Origin of the sequence: Cobetia sp. LC6, assembly GCF_030264805.1 — a bacterium.
Taxonomy (GTDB): Bacteria; Pseudomonadota; Gammaproteobacteria; order Pseudomonadales; family Halomonadaceae; genus Cobetia.
In genome coordinates this window covers 126,772-144,781 of record NZ_JASSPL010000001.1, presented here as the reverse complement: position 1 = coordinate 144,781, position 18,010 = coordinate 126,772, and the positions used below count along the sequence as shown (strand labels likewise).

Annotated in this window: 15 protein-coding genes and 1 riboswitch; of the genes, 11 read left to right on the top strand and 4 right to left on the bottom strand. The window is 63.4% G+C overall.

Translation table 11 applies throughout. The features are described from left to right. Positions 1-14 precede the first annotated feature (14 nt). From QQF40_RS00650 to cobO, 4 genes are all read left to right on the top strand, one after another. Positions 15-1,961: a cation:proton antiporter gene (locus QQF40_RS00650; RefSeq protein WP_285460134.1), complete on the top strand. Its 1,947-nt coding sequence runs from the start codon at positions 15-17 to the stop codon at positions 1,959-1,961. A gap of 260 nt (positions 1,962-2,221) precedes the next feature. Then, complete coding sequence (locus QQF40_RS00645; RefSeq protein WP_175088280.1) at positions 2,222-3,463, top strand: NupC/NupG family nucleoside CNT transporter; 1,242 nt, start codon at positions 2,222-2,224, stop codon at positions 3,461-3,463. 287 nt (positions 3,464-3,750) lie between these two features. Beyond that, positions 3,751-4,003, top strand: a riboswitch (cobalamin riboswitch). Positions 4,004-4,135: 132 nt separating this feature from the next. Next, entirely contained in the window at positions 4,136-6,013 is a 1,878-nt protein-coding gene (locus tag QQF40_RS00640) for a TonB-dependent receptor domain-containing protein (RefSeq protein WP_285460133.1), read from the top strand. A gap of 123 nt (positions 6,014-6,136) precedes the next feature. Then, positions 6,137-6,736 (top strand): cob(I)yrinic acid a,c-diamide adenosyltransferase, encoded by a 600-nt coding sequence (cobO, locus tag QQF40_RS00635; protein ID WP_175088282.1) that lies wholly within the window; start codon positions 6,137-6,139, stop codon positions 6,734-6,736. A 50-nt stretch (positions 6,737-6,786) separates the two neighbouring features. On the opposite strand, the gene QQF40_RS00630 is transcribed toward cobO, so the two are convergent. Beyond that, positions 6,787-7,623 carry a helical backbone metal receptor gene (locus tag QQF40_RS00630; protein ID WP_285460132.1) on the bottom strand — a complete coding sequence of 279 codons (837 nt, stop codon included), beginning with the start codon at positions 7,621-7,623 and terminating at the stop codon, positions 6,787-6,789. 178 nt (positions 7,624-7,801) lie between these two features. Here QQF40_RS00630 and QQF40_RS00625 point away from each other — a divergent pair, with 178 nt between their 5' ends. Next, positions 7,802-8,626 carry an SIMPL domain-containing protein gene (locus tag QQF40_RS00625; protein WP_175088284.1) on the top strand — a complete coding sequence of 275 codons (825 nt, stop codon included), beginning with the start codon at positions 7,802-7,804 and terminating at the stop codon, positions 8,624-8,626. A 122-nt stretch (positions 8,627-8,748) separates the two neighbouring features. Here QQF40_RS00625 and pyrF read toward each other — a convergent pair whose 3' ends face one another. Further along, entirely contained in the window at positions 8,749-9,450 is a 702-nt protein-coding gene (gene pyrF / locus QQF40_RS00620; protein ID WP_175088285.1) for an orotidine-5'-phosphate decarboxylase, read from the bottom strand. 295 nt (positions 9,451-9,745) lie between these two features. On the opposite strand from pyrF, the gene QQF40_RS00615 reads away from it, so the two are divergent. Then, complete coding sequence (locus QQF40_RS00615) at positions 9,746-10,156, top strand: ComEA family DNA-binding protein (RefSeq protein ID WP_175088286.1); 411 nt, start codon at positions 9,746-9,748, stop codon at positions 10,154-10,156. A 637-nt stretch (positions 10,157-10,793) separates the two neighbouring features. Here QQF40_RS00615 and QQF40_RS00610 read toward each other — a convergent pair. Further along, on the bottom strand, positions 10,794-11,300 hold the full coding sequence (locus QQF40_RS00610) for an FKBP-type peptidyl-prolyl cis-trans isomerase (protein ID WP_175088287.1): 507 nt from the start codon (positions 11,298-11,300) through the stop codon (positions 10,794-10,796). A gap of 68 nt (positions 11,301-11,368) precedes the next feature. Then, positions 11,369-11,896 carry a transcription/translation regulatory transformer protein RfaH gene (rfaH, locus tag QQF40_RS00605; RefSeq protein WP_175088288.1) on the bottom strand — a complete coding sequence of 176 codons (528 nt, stop codon included), beginning with the start codon at positions 11,894-11,896 and terminating at the stop codon, positions 11,369-11,371. A gap of 253 nt (positions 11,897-12,149) precedes the next feature. Between rfaH and QQF40_RS00600 the strand changes: the two genes are divergently transcribed. The 5 genes from QQF40_RS00600 (at position 12,150) to QQF40_RS00580 (ending at position 18,006) form a co-directional block, all read left to right on the top strand. After that, positions 12,150-13,355 (top strand): AmpG family muropeptide MFS transporter, encoded by a 1,206-nt coding sequence (locus QQF40_RS00600; protein WP_285460131.1) that lies wholly within the window; start codon positions 12,150-12,152, stop codon positions 13,353-13,355. A gap of 225 nt (positions 13,356-13,580) precedes the next feature. Beyond that, a complete protein-coding gene (locus QQF40_RS00595) occupies positions 13,581-13,940 on the top strand; it encodes an STAS domain-containing protein (RefSeq protein WP_175088290.1) in 360 nt (119 codons plus the stop codon). Further along, a complete protein-coding gene (locus tag QQF40_RS00590; protein ID WP_175088291.1) occupies positions 13,940-15,112 on the top strand; it encodes a polysaccharide biosynthesis/export family protein in 1,173 nt (390 codons plus the stop codon). The genes QQF40_RS00595 and QQF40_RS00590 overlap by 1 nt, the downstream gene beginning before the upstream one ends. A 58-nt stretch (positions 15,113-15,170) precedes the next feature. After that, positions 15,171-16,625, top strand: a complete 1,455-nt coding sequence (locus QQF40_RS00585; protein ID WP_285460130.1) for a GumC domain-containing protein — start codon at positions 15,171-15,173, stop codon at positions 16,623-16,625. A 7-nt stretch (positions 16,626-16,632) separates the two neighbouring features. After that, entirely contained in the window at positions 16,633-18,006 is a 1,374-nt protein-coding gene (locus QQF40_RS00580) for an O-antigen ligase family protein (protein ID WP_285460129.1), read from the top strand. Positions 18,007-18,010 lie beyond the last annotated feature (4 nt).

Below are 18,010 nucleotides of genomic sequence, written 5' to 3'. Positions count from 1 at the left end.
AAGGAAGACACTCGATGACCGAACCTGCTCTGGCCCTGACCCTGATCGGTCTGATGGCCCTCGGCTGCCAGTGGCTGGCCTGGCGCATGCGTCTGCCCGCCATCCTGCCGCTGTTGATCGTCGGCATCCTCGCTGGCCCCGTCACGGGCTGGCTGAAGCCGGATGAGCTGCTCGGCGACCTTCTGTTCCCGCTGGTCTCGCTGGCGGTGGCGGTCATCCTGTTCGAGGGCAGCCTGACGCTGGACTTCAAGGACCTGCGCGGCCATGGCCATATCGTCAGACGACTGGTCACCACCGGCGTGGTGATCACCGGCGTGATCGGCACCGTGGCCGCCCACTATCTGCTCGACATGCGCTGGGAGATGGCCGCCGTGCTCGGCGCCCTGCTGGTGGTGACAGGCCCGACGGTAGTGATGCCGCTGCTGCAGACGCTGCGCGCGCGCGGCAACCTGACCCAGATCCTGCGCTGGGAAGGCATCATGATCGACCCGGTCGGCGCGCTGCTGGCGGTACTGGTCTACGAGTACGTCGCGCTCGGCATGACCGGCAATGCGGCCTCGCACACCCTGTTGCTGTTCGCCCAGACAGTGGGCCTTGGGCTCGGCATGGGGGCACTGGGTGGCTGGTGCTGGGGGCTGGTGCTGCGTCATTTCTGGCTGCCGCAGAAGCTGCACAACTTCGGCACCCTGATGGTGATGCTGGGACTGTTCGCCATCTCCAACACCCTGTTCCATGAATCCGGCCTGCTGACCGTCACCGTGATGGGCGTGTGGCTGGCCAACATGCGCGGTGTACCGACCCAGCAGATCATCGAGTTCAAGGAAACCTTGACGGTTCTGCTGATCTCGGGACTGTTCCTGCTGCTGGCGGGGCGCCTGACCGTCGAGCAGCTGTCCCTGCTGTCGTGGCCGGCGTGGATCTTCCTGGCGGTGTTGATGTGGGTCGCACGCCCCCTGACGGTCTGGCTGTGTACCCTGGGCAGTGGGCTGACGCTACGCGAGAAGGCCCTGCTGGCCTGGCTCTCGCCGCGCGGCATCGTCGCGGCAGCGGTCGCTTCGCTCTTCGCCCTCAAGCTCGAATCCCAGGGCATCGAGGGCGCCGAGATGCTGGTACCGATGACCTTCCTGGTCATCATCGGCACGGTGGTGGTCCAGAGTCTGTTGTCGCGCCCCATCGTCAAGGTGCTGGGCGTCGGCGAGCCACCGCCCTCGGGGTTCCTGATCCTGGGCGCCAACTCGGTATCACGCCAGGTCGCCCGTGAACTGGTCGACGCCGGCTTCTCGGTGCGCCTGACCGATACCAACTGGGACGCGGTGCAGGAAGCGCGCATGGCGGGTCTGCCGGTCTACTACGGCAACCCGCTGTCTGAACATGCCGCCCAGCATCTCGAGCTGACCGGTATCGGCCACTTGATGCCGCTGTCGCCCTATCGCGAACTCAATAGCCTGGCCGCGCTGCACTTCGAGCACATCCTGGGCCACGGGCGTGTCTTCCGACTCGCCGAGGACAATGGCAAGAATGCCAAGCGCCAGCAGGACCAGGCGCTGGGGCATCTGCCGCTGCTGTTCGATGGCAAGATCACCTATGCCAAGCTGGCGAGCCTGCTGTCTCAGGGTGCACAGTTCCGACGCGCCCGCATCACCGAGAGCTTCAGCCTCGAGGATTACCGCAGGATTCATGAAGAGCGCCTGCTGCCGCTGTTCTGCATCAGCAGTCAGGGCCGCATCCGGATCGCCAACACGGCCGTGGCACTGGAGCCAAAGGCTGGCGAGACGCTGATCAGCCTGATCCATGCCGACTCGCCGGAGCTGAACAAGTCTTCCCAGCCCAAGACCGACAATACGGAGACTCCCCAGGCCGACAAGGACACGGCCGGCAAGTCATCACAGACTTCACGGACGCCGCCGGACTCGGGGTCTGGCCCTCTGCCGGCCAGTCGACTGCCGGGCGCCAGCACCTGACAGGGGGATAGACTCAGCATCACGTCGGAATATCACGACGGTACCAAGGGGAAAGCACGAGGCTCGCTCATGGCGGGCCTCGTGCGTGTTGACGCAGGCACGCCTCGCACGATTCACAAAAAATGCGTCAAACGTTAGTGGCAGACTCCGACAGAGGGCAAAAATACTGGTAGAGTACGCGCCAGTTTTGGCCATACGTCCTGTGGCCAGCGCTATTGCCTTGTCCTCAACGTAACACCTACGCATTCAGGAGCTGCTTGATGCAGATCGTCATGGGCCTGGTGGGCATCTTAGCCCTGCTGGGGATTGCCTTCCTTCTCTCTGAAAACCGACGCGCCATCAGTCTGCGCACCGTGCTGGGTGCCTTTGCCATCCAGGCGATGCTGGGGATCTTCGTGCTCTACGTGCCTGCTGGCAAGAGCATGCTGCTTGGGCTCAGCGAAGGTGTACAGGCCGTAATGTCCAGTGCCAACGTCGGCATGGACTTCCTGTTCGGCGGCCTGGTCAGCGACAAGATGTTCGAAGTCTTCGGCGGCGGCGGCTTCGTGTTCGCGCTGCGCGTACTGCCGATCATCGTGTTCTTCTCGTCACTGATCGCGGTGCTCTATCACCTGCGCGTGATGAACGTCGTGATCAGCGTACTCGGCGGCGGTCTGTCGAAGGTGCTCGGCACCAGCCGCCCGGAGTCCCTGTCCGCGGCCGCCAACATCTTCGTCGGCCAGACCGAAGCCCCGCTGGTCGTGCGCCCGTTCATCGCCGGCATGACCCGCTCGGAGCTGTTCGCCGTGATGACCGGTGGCCTGGCCTCGGTAGCCGGTTCCGTACTGGTGGGCTATGCCTCACTGGGCATCGACCTCAAGTACCTGCTGGCAGCCTCCTTCATGGCGGCGCCGGGTGGCTTGCTGATGGCCAAGATGCTGATCCCGGAGACCGAAACCAAGACCCAGAGCGTCGAAGAAGCACTGGGCAAGGACATCGATCGCCCGACCAACGTCATCGATGCCGCCGCCTCCGGCGCGGCCTCCGGCGTGCAGCTGGCGATCAATGTCGGCGGCATGCTGCTGGCCTTCATCGCGTTGATCGCGCTGGGCAACATCATCGTCGGCTGGGTCAGCGGCCTGTTCGGCTATGAAGACATCACGCTGCAGCTGCTGCTGGGCTATGCCTTTGCCCCGGTGGCCTGGGTCATCGGCGTGCCGTGGCACGAAGCCATCCAGGCGGGTAGCTTCATCGGTCAGAAGCTGGTGCTCAACGAGTTCGTCGCCTTCGCCGATCTCGCCAGCCACCAGATCAAGCTGTCCGAGCACTCTGAAGCCATCATCATCTTCGCGCTGTGCGGCTTCGCCAACCTGTCCTCCGTCGCCATCCTGATGGGCGGCCTGGGGTTGATGGCACCGAACCGTCGCGGTGATATCGCACAGATGGGCATGAAGGCGATTCTCGCCGGCACCCTCTCCAACCTGATGTCAGCGAGTCTCGCCGGTCTGTTCCTGTCCCTCTAGAGATGATCGCTTGTGAGCCAGTTGCCAGAGAACACGCGACTGTAGAGCAAGCTTTTGCAAGCGAACTTCTATAGAGCGACACCGCTATCTGGCCAGACTGGCATCTCGACAACGCCCGCCCCGTGCGGGCGTTGTCGTATCTGGCACAACCTGAGACGTAGCCTCTGGCTTACCCTCTGCTCGCCCTCTGACTTCTCCCCCTGCATGGCTGCGACTGAGCGGCCCTGGGTGGCAGCCAGCGCAACGCCGGTTTGCCGATTGACTCCCTCCCCCCCGCCCCAGACAATGGTTCACGTTGAAGCCAGGGTGTTCGGGAAACGGGTGAAAACCCCGTACTGCCCCCGCAACGGTGATCGCAACGCTCATGCAGGTCGACCACGATCGACAAGATCGACACGGCCAGCCACTGCCTCCGGGAGGTCCTGTCATTCAGGCCTCCCCCAAGGGAAGGAGGTGGGAAGGCGCATGAGGGGGTGAGACTCCTGCCATTGGAGTCCACCAGGCGTCAGTCCGGAGACCGGCCCTCGCTTCCACACTGGTTGATGCGGAGGGCCTCACCAGTGGCAAGTCTCCCGCGACGGGCCTGATTGATCAGGGCGCGCGCGGGGGACGTGTGCTCGCGCACCCTGTCACGCTGTCCTCCTCATTGCGTCTGACGCTTGAGGATCATTCATGAAACACAACAACACTCGTGGTCGCGCATCCGCGCAGGCCAGCTTCACCCTCGTCGGTAGCCTGCTGCTGCTGACTCCGCCCGCCGTCGCTGCTGATGCGCTGACCACCGATTCATCCGAGGACCTGGATACCGTTCAGGTCACCGCCAATCGCATTCCGCAGCTGCAGAATGATGTGCTGGCCAGCACCGACGTCATCACGCGTGACGAGATCGATCGCCTGCAGGCCAATTCGCTGGTCGATCTGCTGCAATCACGCAATGGCATCGAGGTCGCCCGCAGCGGCCCGATGGGCAGCCAGACCAGCCTCTTCATGCGCGGTACCGAGTCCGACCACACCTTGATTCTGGTCAATGGTCAGCGCGTCGCCAACAGTGCCGATGGCCTGGCGCGTTTCGAATTTTTGCCACTCGCCGCCGTCGAGCGTGTCGAGATCGTGCGTGGCCCGCGCGCCAGCGTCTACGGCGCCGATGCCATCGGCGGTGTGATCAACCTGATCACGCGTGGCGGCAGCGAAGTCGGTCAGCATGCAGAAGTCACCCTGCGCGCCGGCAGCGACGGCACCTTCCGCCAGAACGCCCAGTTCAGCTCGGTGGAAGACGACACACGCCTCTCGGCCAATCTCCATCATGATGAGAGCGATGGCTTCTCGGCCCGCGATACCGGCAGTGAAGATGATGGCTACGAGGCCACGGGCGCCGAACTGCGTCTTGGCCACGACTTCGGTCAGCAGGCCACGCTCAGCCTCGGTGTCGCCAACACCGAGACCGATTACGACTATGACGGCTGTAACTTCACCACACCTGAAGATTGTACGGGAGAGGGCAGCCAGCTAGTGCTGGATGCCAGCCTGCTGACGCACCTGAACCCGAACTGGGACATGACGGTCAGCGTGGCGCGCACGCGGGATGAGTACGAGAACACCGAAGCCGGCAGCGATGCCGGGCGTGTCGCCAGTACCCGCAACGAGGTCGGCCTGCGCCACGACTTCTACACCGACCTAGGCACGCTCAGTCTGGGGGTGGACCATCGCGAGGAAAGCCTGGATGCCGATGGCCCCTACTTCACCGCCGAGGGCTACAGCGTCGATAGTCGCTATGCCACCGGCGTCTACGGCAGCTGGCACCTTCAGCAACAGCGTCACCACGTCACGACCAGCCTGCGTTACGACGACGACAATCGTTATGGCCACCAGATGACGGGCGGCTCCAGCTACGCCTATGATCTGACAGCCGCGCAACAGCTCGGTGCCAGCTATTCCAGCGCATTCAAGGCACCGAACCTGATCGACCTCTACAGCCCCTACGGCTCCGGCAACCCGGATCTCGATGCCGAGACCTCCACGACGGCCGAACTCTTCTGGCGTCTGCAGGAGCAGCGGTGGCACGTAGGCGTCAATGCTTTCCAGACGGATATCGACAATCTGATCAGCTACGAAGGTGCCAATTTCACGCCGATCAATATCGATCGCTCACGCATCCGTGGCATCGAACTGAGCAGTGGCTGGCAAGGTGATGCGCTCAGCGTGAACCTTGCCATGACCTGGCAGGACCCGGAGGACCGCGATACCGGTGAGCAATTGAAGCGCCGCGCCCAGCGCTTTGCGCGTCTGGACGCCGATTACGCCCTCGACGACTGGAGCTTCGGCGCTACGCTTCGAGGCAGCGCCAGCCGCAGCGATACTGACGCAGATACCTACACCGACACGCGCACTGCCGGCTATGGCGTGGTCGATCTGCGCACCAGCTGGCAGGTGATGCCGAACGTCAAGCTGAGCGCCAAGCTGGATAACGTCTTCGATCGCGAATATCAGCTGGTCAATGGCTACAACGCCCAGGGCCGTTATGTGGAAGGCGGCGTCACCTTCTTCTTCTGATCGGCTTTCCCGGGGCACCTCTTTCGAAGAGCCTCGGACGATAGCCAGCCACACATGGCACAGCACCGATCAGGGCACCGTCCCTCGGGTCGGTGCTGTGCCTTTGACTCACGGAGCATACGCATGACGGACCGCAATACCCGCCACAAGGTCGCGATGGAAAAGCTCAAGTCGCATGTCGATGACAAGGTGGCGCAGGCCACTGAGGAGCGCGGCCAGCTGCTGGTGTTCACCGGCAACGGCAAGGGCAAGACGACCGCCGCCTGGGGCACCATCACCCGCGCGCTGGGCTATGGCTACAAGGTCGGGGTCATCCAGTTCATCAAGGGGCTGTGGGAATGCGGCGAGCGCGAACGGCTCGCCGAGGATGCCAATCTCGAAGTGCATGCCATGACCACCGGCTTCACCTGGGATACCCAGAATCGTGAAGCCGATACCGCTGCCTGTCAGGCCGTGTGGCAGCAAGCGCAGCGCCTGATGCGCGATGACAGCGTCTATCTGGTGGTGCTCGACGAGCTGACCTACATGGTCAAGTTCGGCTATCTGCCGCTGGAGGAGGTGATGACGGCACTCGAGAATCGCCCAGCAGAACAGACCGTGATCATCACCGGGCGCAATGCCAATCGTGAAATCGTTGCCTGTGCCGATACCGTCACCGAGATGACCGAGATTCGCCACGGCTTCAATCATGGTCTCAAGGCACGGCGCGGCATCGATTTCTGAGCATCCAGCATTCCAGCCGCTCTTGCTCCGACGCGCTTGCTCTGACGCCTTCAGTCCGACGCCTGCACCTTCTCGATGGCAGCGCAGACCTCTGCCATCGCCTCGACACTGCGCGGGCCGGGACGACTGATCAGGTCAGGAGTCAGACCCGCCAGTGCCACCTCGGAAAGCGGCCCTTCACTCGCGCGCCAGGCGGCAACCCACTCCTCGCGCGCGGGCCCCTTCGCGATCGGATGCAGAATCAGGCGCGGCCTGGCCAGCCACAAGGCTTCCCGGTTGATCTGCGGCACCACGGCGGGTGAGTCCGTCAGTAGCGGCTCACCGCCGCAGCGCCGAATCAGCTCATTGACCAGATGGTTGCCGCCCAGCGTCGTCATCGGGCTTTCCCCCAGCTGGAAGAAGACCGGCAAGGGGGCACTGTCGCGGGCGCGCCCCAGCTGCTCGATTCGCGCTGCGAGCGTCGCCACATGCTTATCCGCAATGTCGCGGGTACCCAGCAAGGTGCCAAGCCGGGTGATATTGGACAGCACATCGTCGAGTGAGGCGGGCTCGCTGACGAAGACGGGCATCCCCAACGCTGTCAGACGCTCATGCATCTCATCGGAAAGCCCGCTGCCCCATGCCACGACCAGATCAGGCCGTGCACTGAGCAGTGCCTCCAGGTTGGGGCCGTAATAACTGGCCAGGCGCGGCAGCTCACTGACCGCAAGGGGGAAATCACTGCCCTGGCTCACGCCGATCAAGGCCGGCAAGCCTCCTGCCGCTGATACCAGCTCGGCCGCGTGCGGGGCCAGCGTGACCACCCGCTGCGCTGGCTGTGACAGCGTCACGACATCGCCTGCATCATCGATCACCTCACGCCCTGCGGCCAGGGCAGGCGACGCCATCAGCAATGTCATGACGAGCGCCAGCACTGCCTGTGCAGCGCCTCGTATCCAGCGCAGTCTCTCGTATACCTTCACGCATCGCCCTCATTGCTGATACTTTCAAGCCTATCGCGCCCGCATTCATGCCCCTCACCAAGCGCCAGGCGACAATGTTGCCACTTTACTCAAGGGATTTCCCATGCTGATGAACCACGCCACCAGAGGCCCCGCCCCCCTCGCCCAGCGCCTGCGTCGTACCGCCATGCTGTGCGGCCTGGCGCTCTGCACCGCCAGCGCCACACACCTGGCCCGCGCCGACCAGACGCCCGCACCGGCACTGGTGCATGTCAGCGCCAGTGCCAGCCTGGAGGCGGCGCCCGACAAGGCAACCATCCAGGCTCGCCTGTGGGAGAAGACGCCCGCTCGCAAGGTGGATGACAAGGCTCCCGACAGCGAGGCCGAGGGCCAGGCGGCCCGCAAGGCGCGCGAGTCACTGGAATCACGCATGACGACACTGATTCAGGCACTGGAGAAAGCGGGCATCGACAGCCGTCAGATCAGCGCCGGCAGCCTCAACCTGCGTCCTGAGCAGTACTACGAGCGCAACAATGGTCAGCAGCAGCCCCAGCAATGGCGTCGTACGCACCTCGAACGCCCGATCAGCCTCGCTCTCGATGACCTGGACAAGGTGCCGGAAGTCATCGACCTGCTGTTGGGCGCTGGTGTCAATCAACTGGCCGGTGTGCAGTATCAGATCAGTGAACGGGACGCCCTGGAAGACAAGGTGTTGAAGGAGGCCTTGACCAAGGCACGCCACAAGGCACAGCTGATGGCCGAGACCCTCGGCGCGACCCTGGGCAACGTGCAGTCGATCAATGAGTCCTCTCACAGCCCGCGCCCGCAGATGATGGCGATGCGTGCCGACATGGCGGAGGCCAAGAGCAGCGGCAGCGAATACCGCCCGGGCGAGCTGAGCCTCGAGAGCAGCGTTCAGGTCAGCTGGCATATCAAGCCTGCCGATTGAGGTCGTCGCGCAAAACGTGAGCGAGTGATCAGCAGCAGTGATCACTGCCATGAAAAAGACGCCAGCCGCAGAGTCTGCGACTGGCGTCTTTTTTTATGCCCATGAGGCAGACAATCAGCCGATCAGGCGCCCAGCTCCTGCTCGATCAGCGCCAGCGCCGCCAGCGGATCCTGCGCCTGGGTGACAGGACGCCCGATCACCAGATGGGTGCTACCGGCCGCCATGGCTTCACCGGGCGTCATGGTGCGCCGCTGATCACCGGCCTGCGCGAAGCTCGGGCGAATACCCGGCGTCACCTTGAGAAACTCTGGGCCACACAGCGCCTTGAGGCTCGGGGTCTCACGTGCGGAGCACACCACACCGTGCATGCCACTCTGCTGGGCGAGGGCCGCCAGCCGCTCGACCTGCGCAAGCGGCGTGACATCCAGCCCGATACCGGCCAGATCGGCCTGTTCCATGCTGGTCAGCACCGTGACGGCGATCAACTGGGTGTCGAGGCCGCGAGTCGAAAGGGCTTCAGCGGCGGCCTGCATCATGCGCGCACCACCAGAGGCGTGGACATTGGTCATCCACACGCCGTGCTCCGCTGCCGCCAGCACGGCCTGAGCGGTGGTGTTGGGTATGTCATGGAATTTGAGATCGAGAAAGACCTCGAAGCCGCGTTGATGCAATGCCTTGAGAATCTCGGGACCCACACGCGTGAACAGCTCCTTGCCCACCTTGACGCGACAGCGCGCAGGATCCAGCTGGTCTGCCATGGCAAGCGCAGCACTCATGTCCGGGTAATCGAGGGCGATGATCAGGGGGGAAGTCGTGGCAGGCATCCGGGCTCCAGGCGATGTGGCAGGCGCAATGACAGGAGGTCATGGGCTCGGGGCAACATTATAGCGCTCGGCTCTGTGGTTGTATGCCCAGGGAAAGACGAATCGAATCAGCAGGCTAACGCCTCTTAGCGCTTTCTTGCGTTGAGCGCAGAAAGCGGCGTAAGGATGAGAAACCGTTTAAATCTAAATGACTACAAACCTAATACCTGAGCCAGAGTATTTCTCGCGCAGGGCCTCGGGTGGTGGCTCCGCGCACACCCAATCGACCACCCTGATGTGAGCATAGGAAGCGACCATGAAAACTCTATTAGGAACACTGCTCGTGACCAGCCTGTTGGTACTGTCACCGGCCAGCCAGGCCGCAGACATGAACATCAACACCGCCACTGCCGCACAACTGACCGAGCTCAAGGGCATCGGTGGCAAGAAGGCCCAGGCCATCGTCGAGTGGCGCAAGGCGAACGGCCCCTTCACCGACGTGTCACAGTTGACGGAAATCAAGGGAATCGGCCCCAATACGCTCAAGCGCATGAACACGACATTGACGCTGGGCGAGCCGGGCAAGACGACCTCGGGCATCAACACGAAGAGCCCGTCGGTCAAGCAAGACGAGGCTATCCAGAAGAACCAGGCTGTCAAGAAAGGCCAGAGCGTCGACTCCCACAAGGAAGTCGAGAGTCTCAAGACTGCCAGCAACAATAGTTGAGCCGCCTCACCAATCAGGCAACCTCGTGTCAGTCGCGGGGTTGCCTGCCCATCGACTCTCTTCCTCCCAGAGAACTGCAAAAAATTTCAAGTAGCGCACCGGCAAGCCAGCGTCATGCAAACGCGGTGCTAGCCATTCCCCCTATGCACCCCACAACCAAAAAAGCCGACCCGAAGGTCGGCTAGCGGGGTTTCCCCCTCCCCTGACGGCGAATCGGCACCTGCAAAAAAGCCCGATTCTGACAGCGGCCATCCTGGCCTGCCCCTTCCCCAAGGGGCTCCCTCAATGCCAGCCTCTGTCGGCAGCTGACACCTCTGCTTCTGACATCGGTAGCTTTGATATCAGTAGCTCTGATATCGCTAGCTCTTCCGCCTGTGTCGGCCTGCTGCGGCCTCGACAGGGACACTCTACCCCGCCCCGCCCCGCACGAATCTGATCTGCATCAAGTCCTGAAGGCTTCATGGATCGATCTTGGCGACTGGCGCGCAGACGACTGATCCATATCAATTTTCTCCATCGCCATAGGCCCCAACAACAGACAGCCCCGCTGCCGAGGATTCCGGCAGCGGGGCTGTCTGTTGTTGAAGAGGGGCTGCAACGAGGAGCTTGAGCGATACCCCCTTTTGCAATGCCTACTTCAGCGACGCACCTTCTTGTCTTCGATCTCGGTATGACTGACATCGAGACCGAGCGGATGACCGGCCGAGAGCTCGGCACGCGTGGCATCGCGCACTTCCAGCACCTCGACTTCCCAGCTAAGCGCCTGACCTGCCAGCGGATGATTGGCATCGACCTTGACCTGCTGCTCACCGACTTCCAGCACCGTGACCGACCGCTGGCCTTCCGGGGTGCGGGCCTGAAAGCGCATCCCGGCGTTGATCTCGCCCGGACCGAAGGCATCACGCCCGAAGTACTGCACCAGGCCTTCATCCCGCTCACCGAAACCTTCGGCAGGCGTCAGATTGACGATCTTGCGGTCGCCGACACCGCAGCCTTCAAGTGCGCTCTCCAGCGCTGCCAGAATATTGTCGTGGCCATGCAGGTAGTCCATCGGCTCACGCTCAAGGGAGCTATCCAGCACAGTGCCATCAGCGGTGCGCAGGGTGTAATGCAGGCTGACGACCTGCTGGGAAGTAATCGCCATGGGAACCACTCCAGAAGAAAGGTGCAATGCGGTCTCGCGGATCAAGTGGGATGAGACAGGTCGGCAACTCAGCTTTCGCTGCGTCGCAGCTGACGACTGGACAGCTCGACACGCTGTTGCTGATTGATCAGATTGAGCAGCACGATGACGCGCTCATCGCCCTTCGCGCTCTCAAAGACGCCACTGAGCGAACTCAAGGGGCCATCGATGATCTCGACCTGCTCGCCGGCCCGGAAATAGACATTCTCCGGCGGTTGTTCCTGGCGTTGCTCACCGCTGGCGATCAGGGCTTCCACCAGAGATGTCGGCACCGCCGTTGGCGTATTGCCGAAGCTGACCAGCTTGAGCACGCCACGGGTCGAGCGAATCGGACGCCAGTTGTCATCCATCTGATCAAGGCGTATGAACAGGTAATAGGGGAAGAGCGGCTCTTCGACCCAACGCAGCTTGCCGCCGCGCTTCCTTTCCACCTCCAACAGGGGGTGGAAGACGTGAAATCCCTGATTGGTGAGGTTCTCCGCCGCACGGAAGGACTCCCCGCCCTTGCACTGGATAAGATACCAATGCGCCTTGGCAGCTTCTCGGGCTTCACTCATGATGACCTCTCATTGCCTGCCTGCCCCACTCATGCGTGTCTCGACCTGCATCATGCCTGTCAGCTGACCGGCAGGACAATGCATGGCTCTTGCCCTCAGGCAGTGCGACAATCCGGCCATGAATGACGCAAGCGGCAGATAGCCGCTCACCGTGCGTGTGACACGCGCGGCCACACCCTCTGCATGGACAGGCAAGGCTTTGACTTCAAAGGATTTACGCTTACTCGCTGGCCGTCATGGTATCACGTTCCTGATGGGCTTCGCCTCCGGGCTGCCACTGCTGCTGACCGGTAGCGTGCTGCAGGCCTGGATGACGGATGCCGGAGTATCACTGGACGCCGTGGGCCTGCTCGCGCTCGTCGGCCTGCCCTATACCCTCAAGTTTCTGTGGGCGCCATTGCTGGACCGCATCATGCCGCCGGTGCTCGGCCGGCGCCGTGGCTGGCTGATGATCGCCCAGCTGGCCCTGACCGCCCTCATCGCGCTGCTTGCCTTGCAGGACCCGCACATGTCGCCGCTGACCATGGGCGCCATCGCGCTGGCGGTCAGCTTCTTCAGCGCCACCCAGGACATCGTGATCGATGCCTATCGGCGCGAGCATCTGCCGGACAACGAGTTGGGGCTGGGCTCCAGCTTCTATGTCTATGGCTACCGCATCGGCATGCTGATGGCCTCGGCCGGCGGCCTGGTGCTGGCCGACATGATCGGCTTCCGCGTGACCTACCTGATCATGGCCGCGACTCTTGGCGCCTGCATGCTGGTGACCCTGCTGGCACCGGAGCCCGAGGCACAGGCCGCGCCGCGCGCCCATCATCTGCATGAGATCCTGTGGGACCCCATCCGCCACTTCATGAAGCGCGACGGTGCCATCTGGCTGCTGCTGTTCATCCTGCTCTACAAGCTGGGCGATTCCGTGGCGGGCAATCTGACCACGCCCTTCTACAAGGACATCGGCTTCAGCAACTCCCAGATCGGCGCGACCGTGAAGCTGTTCGGTCTTTGGCCGTTGCTGGCCGGCACCTTCTTCGGCGGCCTGATGATCATGCGCATCGGTATCTATCGGGCGCTCTGGTGGTTCGGCATCCTGCAGATGGTGTCGACTGCCGGCTTCGTGTGGCTGCATCACGTCGGTGATTCGTTGCCGTGGCTCGCGGCTGTGGTCGCCTTCGAAAACCTGGCGGCCGGCATGGGCAGCGCCGCCTTCATCGCCTTCATGGGCGCGCTGACCGACAAGCGCTTCACCGCCGGCCAGTACGCGATGCTCTCCTCGATCATGGGCCTGCCGCGCGTGGTGATTGCCGCGCCCTCCGGCTATCTGGCCGATGCGGCCGGCTGGGACAGCTTCTTCTGGATCTGCACGCTGGCCGCCATACCGGGCCTGTTGCTGTTGCTGCGCTTTCGCCACTGGGGCGCGATGCTGGCCACGCCGCACAAGTCACCCGCCATGTCGGGCGAGTGACAACGCCGCGAAGGCATCCTCGAAAACCTGAAAACAGCAAGAGAGCCCGAGAACAGCGGGCAGAACCACAAAACCCAGCAGGAAAGAATGAGGCAAGTCAGTCGGCGTCGTTGACACTGTAACAGCAGGTAAACGATGCTTATGCGGCATAGTGCATGAAGATAACAAGCTGCACTGCAGGCCCAGCTGGGGCCAGGCGGTGACATCAAGCACAGGGAGCCCGTCATGCCCATCACCACCCGGATGCAAGAAGGCATCATGATCACGCCGCCTGCCCAGCTGACAGGCGAGCTCGCGCGCTATTTCCGCCAGGAGATGCTGGCGATGATTCCTGAGCACACCGGCACGCTGGCGGTGGATCTCAGCCATGTCGAAGCCATCGATGCCGATGGTCTTTCGGTGCTGGTCAGCTTGCATGATGCGCTGTCCCCGGCGGCGCTGGTGGTGGTCGAACCCTCGCCGGTCATGCAGGCAGAGCTGGAGCGCGTGCGCCTGTTCGAGCTCTTCGATATCTACTATCAGCGCGACCCGCTGCTGGAGTCGAGCGGTGACACGCGGACAGGGCCTTCTCGTGAGGTAGCCTGATGAAACGCGACCTGACTCGGCCCACCTCCCTTGCCTGCTCTCTTCGACGCCTGCTGGGCGTCGCGGTCACGGCCGGCCTGATGGGCGGCTGTACGCCGATCATGCTGGACGACACTCCCGCCGAGGACCACTGGCAACAGGCGACCCACTGGCCACTGGAGCTGCCTGCCCCTCATGCCGATGATCGCTTCATGCAACTGCCCGCGGGCGATGACCAGCGGCTGGCGGCGGGTGATCGTCTGAGCGTCAGGGTCGCCGGCAGCGAACTCTTCGATGGCAGCTACGAGGTGGATCATGACGGACGTCTGCGCCTGCCGTGGCTCTCGCCGGTCGAGGCCTCCAACAAGACCATCGACGACCTGGCGGATGAGGTCACCCGGCGTCTGGTGCAGGAAGAGCTGATTCGCCCGGGCCTGGCACATGTCAGCATCCGGCTCGAGGAATGGGCGCCGCTGGCCGTCGCGGTGTCCGGCGCGGTGTTCTTCCCGGGGGAGGCGGTCATCAATACCCGCCTGCCGGAAGAGCGCATGGTACGCCGCGATTTCGCTGGCGGCGATGCCAGTCAACAACGCCGTCTATCGGCGGCCTTGACCACGGCCGGTGGCATCCGCCCCGATGCGGACCTGAGCCATATCGAGCTGATTCGCGACGGCCAGACACAGATTCTCGACATGCGAGGCCTGATCGACGGCGAGTATGCCGCCAATCCCTGGCTGCGTGTGGGTGACCGCATCCACGTGCCTTCCAGCGGCGCCTTCCAGGCCGCGCTGATGCGCCCCTCGCCTCTCACCGCGCCGGGCATCGTCATCTATGCCTCCAACCTGACCACCCCTGCCAACAACAACAACGTCAGCAATTACACGGTGTTGCGCTCGCAGGTGCCCTACGGCGTGCGCATGCTGCAGGGCGTGATCAATGCCAACTGCGTCGGCGGCATCCAGGCGACCTCTGGTTCACGTCGCGCGGTGCTGATCAGCACCAACCCGATGACGCATCAGCCGGTCGTGGTCGATCGCGGTATCGATGCCCTGCTGGCCAATCCGGCGGATGTGGGCGTCAATCCCTACCTGATGCCCGAAGATGTGGTCGGCTGCTATGACTCCGGTGTCACCAACATCCGTGATATCGCCCGCACGCTGACTGACCTGCTCACGCCGGCCACTCTGCTGTAACCCATCGCCTGTCCGTTGATGGAATGCGACTGATCACTACCACGCGACAAGGATGTGCATGACAGAGTCCCGCTCACCCGACACACCACAAGACGCAGCCAAGCCCTCACTGAGACGCCGACTTCTGGGCGTCCTGCTGGGCTGGGCGGCGCGTGGCTCCAGCATGCGCCCGCGCACCCGCCGCGCGGCCTACCTGCTGCTGGCGACCGCCATCATGAGTGTCATCTGGGGGGTGACCATCACTTTCATCGCCGTGGCACCTGTCACCTACACCACCAGCTGGACGATGATCCTGCCGGGTACCGGCTCCGGCCTGTCGGTGAACTTCGAGAGCATCGGCCAGGCCAGCACCAGCGCCAACTCTTCCTATTCCAGCTCCTCGCTGGACCCCAAGGTCAACTACCGCGCCATCGCCGAGAGTCCCGCCGTGCTCGAGCGTGCTGCCAGCATGGTCGACATGCATCCCGACGATTACGGCAAGCCCAAGATCAAGCTGACCGACCAGACCGCCCTGATCGCCTTCCAGACCAGCGCGCCGAGCGCCAGGGCCGCGCTCGCACGTGCCAATGCGCACATCGATGCCTTCAATGAAGTGATCGAACAGCTGCGCGACGATGAACAGGCGCGCCGCGAAGCCGTCATCCGCCGCTCGCTGGAGACCTACGACCGCACGCTCAAGGAAACCCAGCGCAAGCTGCTCGAGTTCCAGTCCACCTCCGGGCTGGTCTCCATGGAGCAGTTCAAGGAATTGACGCTGAGTGTCGAGGCGCTCAAGGACACACTCGAGACGCGTGATGGCGAGCTGTCGGCTCTGGATGCCCGGCTCGCCACCCTGTCCAGTCGCCTGGGGCTGGATGCCGGCCAGGCCGGTGGTGTGATCGCCCTGCAGCGCGATGCCCGCTATCAGGCGCTGCTGACGCAGGCAGCGGAGCAGGCGGCCAGTCTCGATGAAGCACGCGGCAAATGGGGCGAGCGCAATCCGGAAGTCATCAACCTGGCCGCGGGACTTGATTCTCTCGAGCGTTCGCTGGCCTCACGCATGCGCCAGCTGCTTCCCCGCCAGTCCTCGCGCAACCAGAGTGCCCTGCGTGCCGCGTCCGGCCATGCCAATCAGGACACTCTGGTCGGCGAACTGATCACCCTGGATACCCAGCGGCGCGGCGTGATCAGCGAGCTTGCCACCGGGCGGGCCAATCTGGCGGCCCGCCAGCAACGGCTGGACAACAGTGTCGCCAAGGCCGCCCAACTGCAGGACCTGCTGCGCGAGCAGCAGGTCGCCACGGCGGTCTACACCACGGCGCTGGCCAAGATCGACATCGGCCAGATCGACCCCTTCGCCAGCTACCCGATGCTGCAGATTCTGGACCCACCGCCACTGCCCGAGAAGGCGGATTCGCTGGGCATCAAGCTGGCCATCGTCGGCGCGCTGGCCGCCAGCGTCTTCAGCATCATCGGCCTGATCCTGCTGTGGATCAGGAAACCCTACCTGCTGCGCCTGCAGCAAAGCGTGTGAGCCGCCGATGTTTTCCCTGAAGGCCGGACCGGAGGCGGATGTCCGCCCCGAGACCCCGGAAGAGCGCATCATCTGGTTCTCGATCACCGCCACCTATCTGTTCTATCTGGTCGGCGGCCTCTATGTGCTGGCACCGATGCTGGCATGGTCATTGGTGATGCGTGCCGCCTGGTTGCACCTCAAGGGCCGCCAGCGTTTTCCGCGCCTGCCCTGGCCGCTATGGGTGTGGATCATCGGCATGATCGTGATGGAGTTCTCGCTGCTGGCCGGCCATCTGATCGAGAACCTCGGCACCGGCAAGCTGATCAAGTCCTCCATCGGCTGGGCCAAGGGCTGGGCGCTGCTGGCAGTCTTCCCGGTCATCGGCTGCCTGGCGATCCGTCCGGCGGTGATCATTCGCGCGGCCATGCATGTCTGCCTGCATACCATGCTGTTGCTGCCGGTATTCGTCGGCGCCTGGCTGGCGGGGCTGCCCCAGGTACCCTTTGTCTCGCCACTACAGGCTATCGGTGGGCCGGGGCCGGAATTCTTCGCCGTCTCGCTCTACGAGATCGATCCCGGCAGCGGCATGCCGCGCTGGCGACTGTTCACGCCCTGGGCCCCGGCGGTGGGCTTTGTCGCCAGCATCTATTTCGCCTGTGCCCTGCTGGAGAAGCATCCGATATGGAAGGCGATCGGCATCGGCGGCAGCGTGCTGATGATCCTGATGTCCGGTTCACGAATGGCACTGGTGTCGCTGGTATTGATCAGCGCCGGGATGTTCCTGCTCAAGCGCCTGCACAAGCCGTGGCTGTGGTTCAGCTTCTCCGGCCTCAGCCTGATCGCCGGCTTTCTCGGCGCGCCGATTCTGGAAGCCATCGACAACTTCATCGCCGCCTTCAAGGGCTCGCGAGCGGACTCGACCCGTGTGCGTGCCGCGCTGGGGCGTATCGCGGTGGATCGCTGGCGCAATGAGGCACCATGGTTCGGCCACGGCATCGTCGAGCGCGGACCGCACCTGGTGGAGTACATGCCGATCGGCTCTCACCACAGCTGGTATGGACTCCTGTTCGTCAAGGGCATCTTCGGGCTTTTCGCGCTGCTGATCCCGATGCTGGCCAGCCTGCTGCATCTGCTGCGCTTCGTGGTCGGCCGCCCTGTCGTGCAGCTGGGCCTGATCATGGTCGGCCTGCTGTTCGTCTACTCCTTCGGCGAGAACCTGGAGATTCTGGCCTATCTGATCTGGCCGGGACTGATCCTGATCGGCAAGGCGCACCAATTGGCGGGCCTGCCCGCCAGCGAAGGGCATATCCACAACATGGGACCGGTGGATGTGGAAAAGCCGCTTTCAAGGGCAGCGCCCGCCTCCGCCGATGCCGGCAGCAGCGACACGGCAACCTAGTCCG